Origin of the sequence: Pseudoalteromonas sp. NBT06-2, assembly GCF_002276045.1 — a bacterium.
Classification (GTDB): Bacteria; Pseudomonadota; Gammaproteobacteria; order Enterobacterales; family Alteromonadaceae; genus Pseudoalteromonas.
This window is the reverse complement of sequence record NZ_NQMR01000206.1, coordinates 1-8,920: the sequence shown is the minus strand read 5'-3', so window position 1 is coordinate 8,920 and position 8,920 is coordinate 1. Positions and strand designations below refer to the sequence as shown.

General features: G+C 37.1%; 3 protein-coding genes. All 3 read left to right on the top strand.

Annotated elements, in window-relative coordinates:
* Nucleotides 1–7,602: Tle-like phospholipase domain-containing protein (locus tag CJF42_RS23845; RefSeq protein WP_095369041.1), on the top strand; the 7,602-nt coding region annotated here is incomplete at its 5' end.
* A complete protein-coding gene (locus CJF42_RS23840) occupies nucleotides 7,596–8,333 on the top strand; it encodes an ankyrin repeat domain-containing protein (RefSeq protein ID WP_095369040.1) in 738 nt (245 codons plus the stop codon). The genes CJF42_RS23845 and CJF42_RS23840, both read left to right, overlap by 7 nt.
* A gap of 40 nt (nucleotides 8,334–8,373) precedes the next feature.
* Entirely contained in the window at nucleotides 8,374–8,697 is a 324-nt protein-coding gene (locus tag CJF42_RS23835) for a hypothetical protein (RefSeq protein ID WP_095369039.1), read from the top strand.
* Nucleotides 8,698–8,920: the final 223 nt, after the last annotated feature.

The window sequence follows — 8,920 nt, the reverse complement described above, 5'->3', positions numbered from 1 at the left end:
ATAACTAGCTTAAGCATTGAAGGTAACTATGCCTTTTTTACTACCGATGGCACTAAAACTCATCAAATACCACAATGTGTTACAGCAACAAATACACAAAAATGGATTTTACCACTTGCAGATAAATCACATGTGTATGAATTACTCGCATTGGCAAAAAAATATAATCAGCCAATAGAAGTCACAACAGCTAATACATGCCATACAGATATTGAAGTGGCAGAAACAGCAAACATTAATTATCAATATTCAGATACGAGCAAGGCAACCGTTGCTGTAAACGCTAACTTTGTTGCGCGTTCTGAGTTTGAATTAGCACAAAACGTAGTACTGGATGATGTAACATTTGAATTATCAAAAAATGCAGGGCAACCACGTATTGCAAAGGCTGATAAACAAGGTGACGTTTACAATTATGACTTTGGTTTGCTTTCTGCAGGTAATTACAATTTAAAAATTAAAGCAACTAGTGGAGACACTGTCGTAGAAGAAGTGGTTAATTTTGATGCTGCGCTATTGGCTATTACATTAGTGTACACAGATGCAGCAGGTAATTTATACCTTAAAATAGGTAATACCTATTTAAAACTGCAAAAAGATGCTTCCAACCACTGGTCTGTAACAACACTTACAAACGCAGAGTGGAATGAAATAACACTAATTCCAAGTGAATTTAGCCTAGAGATAGGTGATTTTAACAGTGATGGTTTAGAAGATTTTAAGTTAACGAATAATGATGGTTCAGTTGTGATTACTGCTGAGAATGGCAGTGATGGGTACGTGGTTAATAGTGACAATATCTCGCATGATTGGTCTCAAACTTTAACTGGAACAGTGGATGACACCCCATCATTTGTTGATACAATTGAACCAACTTCATCTACAACAGTTGTTGGTGCTATAGCAGGGCAAGCATCTGTTAATGGTGGTTCTGCAAGTTATAACGTTCCAATTACGTTACCGCCAGGGCGAAATGGTGTGAAGCCTAATGTATCGCTTAATTATTCATCTCGCTCAGGTAATGGTATTGCTGGAGTTGGCTGGAGTTTATCAGCAGGCTCTAGTATTTCTCGTTGTGCTGCCACGTATGCTCAAGATGGATTTACCCATAATGTGCAATATAATGCGACCAAAGATCGTTTGTGTTTAAATGGCCAAAGATTAATGGTTATTGGTACAGATACTTATGGTGCCAGTAATGCGACTTACCGTACAGAAATAGATTCTTTTGTACAAGTCACTCAAACTGGCGCACTTAATGGCACTGCTACGTCGTTTACTGCCAAATATAAAAATGGCACAACAGCGTACTTTGGGATGAGTGACAATTCACGCACCCAACATGAAGGTGCAACAGCGCCATTAAGCTGGAATATTGAATATCAGCATGATACAACTGGAAACAACTTCATTCATTATGATTACTCTGATGATACTGATAATTTTGGTGTAGGTGAAAAACTTCTCACTGATATTCATTACACAGGTAACAGCACGACAGAAAAAGGTAACCGTAAAGTGAGCTTTACGTATGCAGATCGTAGTGATAGCTCAAGTAGTTACCTTGCAGGTGGTAAGTCAGAAAAAACTCAAGTACTTGCTAACATCACAACATATTATAATACAAGTAAAGTAAAACAATACACGCTTAATACTGAGTTAAGTAGCGCGAGTCAACGTACTTTAATTAAATCAATAAGCGAGTGTGATGTAAGTGTTAGTACTTCTACATGTTTACCTTTAACTAACTTTAATTGGCATGACGATGGTGCAACAATGAAGCTAGAACCATTAAGTGTTGATGGAGAAATGCTTTATAAAGATCAATTTCGTTTAGCTGATGTACTGCCTCATGGGGATTTAAATGGTGATGGTGTACGTGATTGGCCGGGAATTTTTGTCAATGCCGAAGGTGAATTAACAGGTGAACATGATGATATTACTCCTTGTTATTATAATTACTCAACTAGTACTAACATATGTGTAGAGGGTGATTATAACCAAGATGGTCGCACCGATAGTTGGTTGAATAACAATCAAAAACTTGTTCTTAAGTATACAGCGCTAGATGGTACCGTTGCGAAAACAATAAATACCAATATTCCACTCCCTAATAGTCAATTATCAGGAATCGTAAATAGCCACATTGTCAATGTTGATGATTATAATGGTGATGGATGGCCTGATATTGTTATATATGAGGTTAACTCTGGTGGTGTGAATTTAATGTTGTATAAGCATACACAAAATCATGATGAGCCTTATGTTTCAGGTACATCAATTGGTAGTATGGTTGCTAAAAGTGAAAGTGGCCGCGGTTATGCCTTGACCAGCGATTATCAATTTATGGGTGATATGACAGGAAACGGCCTACCTGATCTCATAAAATACGACACCGGTGTTGGTCAGTATTACGGATTTCCACAAACCAGACCAATTGCTTTTCTGGTTAACCAAAGCACACCAAGTACGGGCATCTCTTTTATTAATAGAAATATCGATTTAGGTGAAGATGAATCACATCCTAAACCGGTATTTAGCCATTTCATTGATATTAATGGTGATGGTTTACAAGACTGGTTAGGTTGGCGACAAGATATCAGTAATAATGAAATGACCATTAAATTTAACTTAGGTAATGGGTATTTTTCTGATAACCATCATTTAGACACGAATGTCATTGCAACTCAGGAAAGATTAGCGAATAAAAAGAATGCTAAAGAGCGTGAAACCCGCTCAACTGCTAAATATAGTGGCGCATTTAAAAACTTTGACATAAACAATGACGGTATTCCTGAGTTATTAATGCCAGGTGAGCGTATTTATGAAGCCTGTATTAAAAAGTCGACACAAATACCTGCCAATACTAAAAAAACATTCTGTGGTGATGAAATTTATAGTGGCAGTTACCATGCAACGAGTGATCATGGCTCTATAACTAATATAAATTCAGCTAAAAATGATCATAGTATTTATCGTTTTAAGGCTGTGTTCTTTAATTTGCAAGAAGATGGTTCTATTACTCTTGATGTAAAGGATACCAACTTGATTGGTCATGCTTACCAATCAAGTATTATAGATGCTTTTGGTAACGGTTTACCTACTATGGTCTTTAATCATAGAGGGACAGATACGATACGGGGTATTACCTTCAAAGGCAGTGCAAGTGGTGCGTTTGAAGGAAATGAAAATATTCCTGGTATATATATTAACCGTAACTTTGGTACTGGAAAAGGTGTAACTAATACCGATTACCAGCCTACAGATATGATAAAAAGCACTGTGAATGGTATTGGCTTAACCAGTGAATTTAAATATCGCCCGTTATCATCAGATATTGATACAGCTACAAAAACAGAAGTTTATCAACAAGATAAATCATCACCTCGTGAAGGTTACCTATATTTTGCCTCTAGCATGTATGTTGTGCAAGAATTTAATCAAAGTAACGGTATTGGCACGACGAATCAAAAGCAATATGCTTATGAAAATGCAATGTTTAATACTCAAGGTCGCGGTTTTATGGGCTTCAAAAGTATCATTGAAAAGGATGTTACCCAAGGGTTAGTGACACAGTCTGATTTTAATCAGTTTTTTCCGTATCAAAGTAAATTACATTACCAGGGCCAATATACAGTTACTGATTACAAAACGATGACTGGAGCGGTTAAAAATAATCAAAGTAAAGCAATTTCATATATTAAAAATATTTGGAGCATTAATTCAAATCATAAAACACTAAACAGCACAACTACAAAAAATTGTTATTATGAAGCCGAAATGGAACAAACTTACTGCGAGACCGTAGCAGGTAGTAACAGTATTCAACACTTGTATTTAGCCAGCTCGGTCAATAAAACGAGAGCTGTTGATAACAACAATAATGTAGGTGATTTAGTAACGACTGCGACTAAACAAATTACAGGCATAGACGCTTGGGGTAATGTCATTACTTCAAGTAATACATTAGTCGATGACTGGGGCAAATCTAACTCGGTTGTGAGCAATACATTTGATACAACCGATGAGACAGGCTGGCCAACTAAGCTTACAGATACGCAAAAAACGAGTAATACAATTATGACTCGTAATGCAAATGATGCTTACACTCTATCTAATCTAACAGAATTAGATAGTAGCAATACTGTATATACCCATATTGAATATGATACACATAGCCGCAAACCAAATTTAGTGCGTATTGCTAGTACAGCAGAACTTAGCGAAACAGCTTGTAAAAAAGACGATTTAACCTGTTCAAGCACTGCGACGGTATATAATACGTATGGCCTACCGACAAGTGTGAGTAAAACCGCAGCAGCTCTTAATGCATCAGGTAACCCGGCCCTTAAAACTCGCTGGTCAGCAAAAAATATCACCCATAGTAGCGATGGCAAAACCGCAGCAGCTGATGGCTATTTTCCACTTAATGTAGAAAATCACTTAGGCCATATCGTGACTACATTTACTTCACCAGAACATGGTAAAACAGTGCAAATAAATAAATATTTAAGCACAAATAATTACGTAAAAACTATTAAAAATTATGATAGTTTTGGCCGTGATTTCAGTACTAAAACTGATGGCACACCAACACAGTATGTCACTTATACAGAACCTGACACTGATAAACCAAGTAGTAATGCCGTGATGCAAGTCACAACAACTCAAGTGGGTAGTCCAACTCAAAAAGTCTATTTAGATAAATTAGGAAGACAGCTTAGAACTGCAGTTGAAAGTTTTGATGGTAGTTGGGTATTCCAAGATAAGCGTTTTAATGCCCAAGGTAACTTGATTTTTGAATCCTTACCAAAAACTAGTGGCGGCACTGAATATGGTGTGACATATACGGGACATGATGTATTAGGGCGACCTGCATCAAAAATAACACCACAAGCATGTGGTACTGATATGACAGCAAGTTATACCTACAATGCACTTGAAACCGAAATTACAGCGGTTGATGGCTGTTTAGACACATCTCTGAGTATGAGTCGTACTTATAACAGCTTAAAGCAGTTAGTCAAAACAGTTGACGCAAAATCAGGTGTCACGCGTTATGCGTATAATAATTTAGGATTACCAATCGTTATTACTGATGCGGGTAATAATAATGTAGTAGCTATATACAACTTTTTAGGTCAAAAAGTACAAGTAATCGATCCAAATCAAGGCACGACTAACTTTGTATATAATGGTTTTGGTGAACTGCAAAAAGAAACCCGCGTGGATAGTAAAACAGTTACTTATACTACAGACATGTTAGGTCGTGTAACCAAGCGAAGTGCAACTGGAGAGGACGCATTAACATATGTTTATGATACTGCCGCAAATGGTTTTGGCCAGCTGCATTATGAATATGGTAATGGGGCAACACGCACATATAGTTATGATACTTATGGCCGCATGATTGATACGCAAATGGAACAAGGCTCAGAAAACTATCATATTGAAACATTGTTTGATTCAAATTATGGTCGACCAAAAGGGCTGAGATATCCAAATGATTTAACCTTATCTTATGAATATAATGATTATGGTTATCAAACTAAGATAAAAAATGCAGCAAGTGACTATGTATATCGTCATGTAACTGAGCAAGACCATTTTGGTAATACCACAGTTGCAACTTTAGGTAACGGTATCACACAAACAGCACAATACGATGCAAGTAGTAGTCAGGTTAAGCAATTATTATATTCCAATAATAGTGTTAATGTTTTAAACCTTGAATATACCAAATATGATGGCTTTGGTAATTTAACTGATATGAAAGTGACATCTGGTGCTTATAATAACCAGCATAGTTTTACTGAAAAGTACGATTACGACACTTTACATAGACTCTCTGCAAGTTGGATTGCAGGGGTTAAAACCATAGATTATCGCTATGATGCTGTTGGTAACTTAATATCTAAATCAGATTATGCAAATCAGTATAATTATACTAATCACTTAGCTGGTTACTCTGGCGGCGGTGCAAATGCCGTTAAAAAAGTATATAAAACTCATGGTAAAAGCAAAAATAGCTGGGTTGGTTTTAGTTATGATGCTCGCGGTAATATGGCGCAAGGCGATGGGCTTGTTTCAGCGATTTATAATGCAATGGATAAACCAACCTCTCTAAATAAAGATGGCACACAATTAAGCTTTATTTATGGTCCTAACCATATGCGCACCAAACAGATACGCACCAAAGGGAGTAAATCAGTATCGACTTATTACGCTGATAAGCTGTATGAAGTTGAAATTGATGGCAGTAAGAGAACTACGCGTGCATATTTGGGTGATATTGCAATTATCAAACAAACTTATGTTAGTAATAATTTACAAAGCCAAGATATTAGCTATACCCTAAAAGACAGACTAGGTAGTAGCCGAATATTTACAGATGCTGATGGTGATATAATAGGTGATTTACGTAATTTTGACCCATTTGGTAAACCGCGTTTATCATCAGGCCAAAATACGTTTGATGGTAATGCGAAACTGCCCGATGTAAATGGGAAACTGACTAATGAGGAAGAAAATGGCCGTAGAGGATTTACAGATCACGAGCATTTAGATGAAGTTGAACTGATTCATATGAACGGTCGGGTGTACGATTATAACCTGGGTCGGTTTATGAGTGTTGATCCGCTGATTCAAGCTCCGGGTAACTCACAATCGATAAACCCTTATTCGTATATTATGAATAACCCCTTAGCAGGAACTGATCCTACGGGTTATGCTGCTGAAGAGGTTGAAAAGAAAATCAAAGTTAGTACAACAGGTAGCCGTATAAAGCGTACAGTTACAGCGACAGTTTCTAGTAACGGCACTGGTGGTGCTACTGTTACTTTCTCTGGAGGAAATGGTGCAGCAAGAAATGCAGCCAAAAATGCGGTAGCTGGCAAATTATCAGGTGCAGGGTTTAATGTTGCAGACATTGGCTCTCAATCTACAATTGCTAAAAATCAGACTTTTGACTCTGGAACGAAGCGAGATGCGCAGATCTCAAGTCATATATATAGCGGTGAAGGTAACTTGCCTGATGGAGTTGCCTCAGCTTCCCAAGAGCAGAGAGAGTGGTTAGGTATAGAAAGTATGGTATTAAATGATGAGGAATCAGGTTTTAAATCAGATGTATATTATGATTCAAATACCTCAGAGTTTATTTATGCTACTGCTGGAACTGATGGGGTGTTTAATCCTGATATGGTTGCAAATGGTAAGCAAGCATTTGGAGGTAGCTCTAGGCAATATCAATTAGCAATTCAAAATGCTAGAACGATGCGAGATGCTGTACAGGCAAAAAGCGGCAAACTGTCTTTTACTGGTCATTCTTTAGGGGGGGGATTGGCAAGTGCTAATGCTTTAGCTACAGGTTTAAGAGCTAGGACATATAATGCAGCGGGCTTACATGCGAAAACAGTCAGAAATTACGGAGGGTTAAAACGAGCATCGAAATTAATTGATGCATATCATAGTAATACAGATGTGCTTAGTATCCTTCAAGACTATACACCGTTACCTGATGCTGCTGGCCGAAGAATTGGTATTTCAGGTGGTGGAATGCATGGTATAGGTGATATTTGTAGAAGTATAGGAACGAAATGTTAGGTGAAAATATGAAAGTTATTTACTCATTAATTACTATCCTATTGTTATTTGGATGTAACGAAAAATCAATCGCTCAGAGCGTATTTAATATGCCAATAGAAAAAATTTTTACTCGTGAGGACTCTCTTAAGTTAGCAGAAGCAGTCAAAGAAAAGCGACACGATGAAATTAAAAAGCTTTTAACATCAGAAGTTGATATAAATGCGCAAGGGAAAGGTGGTTTTACTGTATTAATGGTCGCTATGCTCAAAGACGATATTGATACATTTTCGCTTTTATTAGAATCAGGTGCGAACCCAAATTTACTTCTCGAAAATGGAAGTTCGGTTATGTACCAATCTGTTATTTATGGTGATAGTAAATTCCTTAAAAAAGCTCTTATGTTTAAAGGAAATCCAAATATTTACAACAGCGAAACAAAGAAATACGCATTGCATGAGGCTGTCGCCCCTCAAAAGCTTGAGTACGTAAAGTTATTAGTTGAGTCAGGGGCCGATATGAATGTTGTCGATGGGGTAAATTCGACACCTTTATTAACAGCAGGCTCTCTAGATCAATATGATATTGCGTATCATTTATTACTGAATGGTGCAGACTATAAAATTGGGAATAGATGGAATAAAACTATCGTAGATAGAATAAACGAAAGTTTCTTAGATCATCAAGCAGAACAATATCAGTATTTGCTTAAATCTAAACAATTATTAATTAGAGATGGAGTGGACTTTTAAGAAGTTGAACGCCAATAAAGTCACATGAAAAGGAATAAATATGCTTAAAAAGCTACTCCTCGCCAGTGTTTTGTTATCAAGCACACAGGCGCTAGCGGCAGTGAAATGCCCTGAAGCGAAAATACAGATGTTAAGACCAACGGCTGAGAAAGTATTTATTCAGTTGGAAGGTCAAAGCTGGCATGTACTGGCATTGCAAGGTGATAACGATTACGACAAAAAGTTATCTCGTGCTATGTCAGCACAACGCAACGGTCAAAAAGTGGAACTCCAGTTCCCCAATGGCTATGACGACACCTGCATGTCATCAGATACTAGTGTTGTTGCCAAAAAGATAAAGCTGATCAAGAAAGAACGGTATTAGAATCAATTTACAGTTCAATGGCACTTGTGAGTTATTCTTATTTAGTTTTATGTTTAAAGCCAAACCAAGCAACCTATTTGTTGTAAATTAATCATGACACCCACTATTAATTGACTGTTTTTCAATCGTCGGCTATCTTTTAATTGTCAGGTTAAAAAATAGGCGGTTTCTCATGGCAAAAGCACGTAAAAGGCAAGTCAGTTTAATTGATACCAAGTATTAT

What these genes read in the sequence shown, in the direction of transcription:
- CJF42_RS23840 (WP_095369040.1), top strand. Translation starts at nt 7,596, where the DNA reads ATGTTAGGTGAAAATATGAAAGTTATTTACTCATTAATTACTATCCTA.
- CJF42_RS23835 (WP_095369039.1), top strand. Translation starts at nt 8,374, where the DNA reads ATGCTTAAAAAGCTACTCCTCGCCAGTGTTTTGTTATCAAGCACACAG.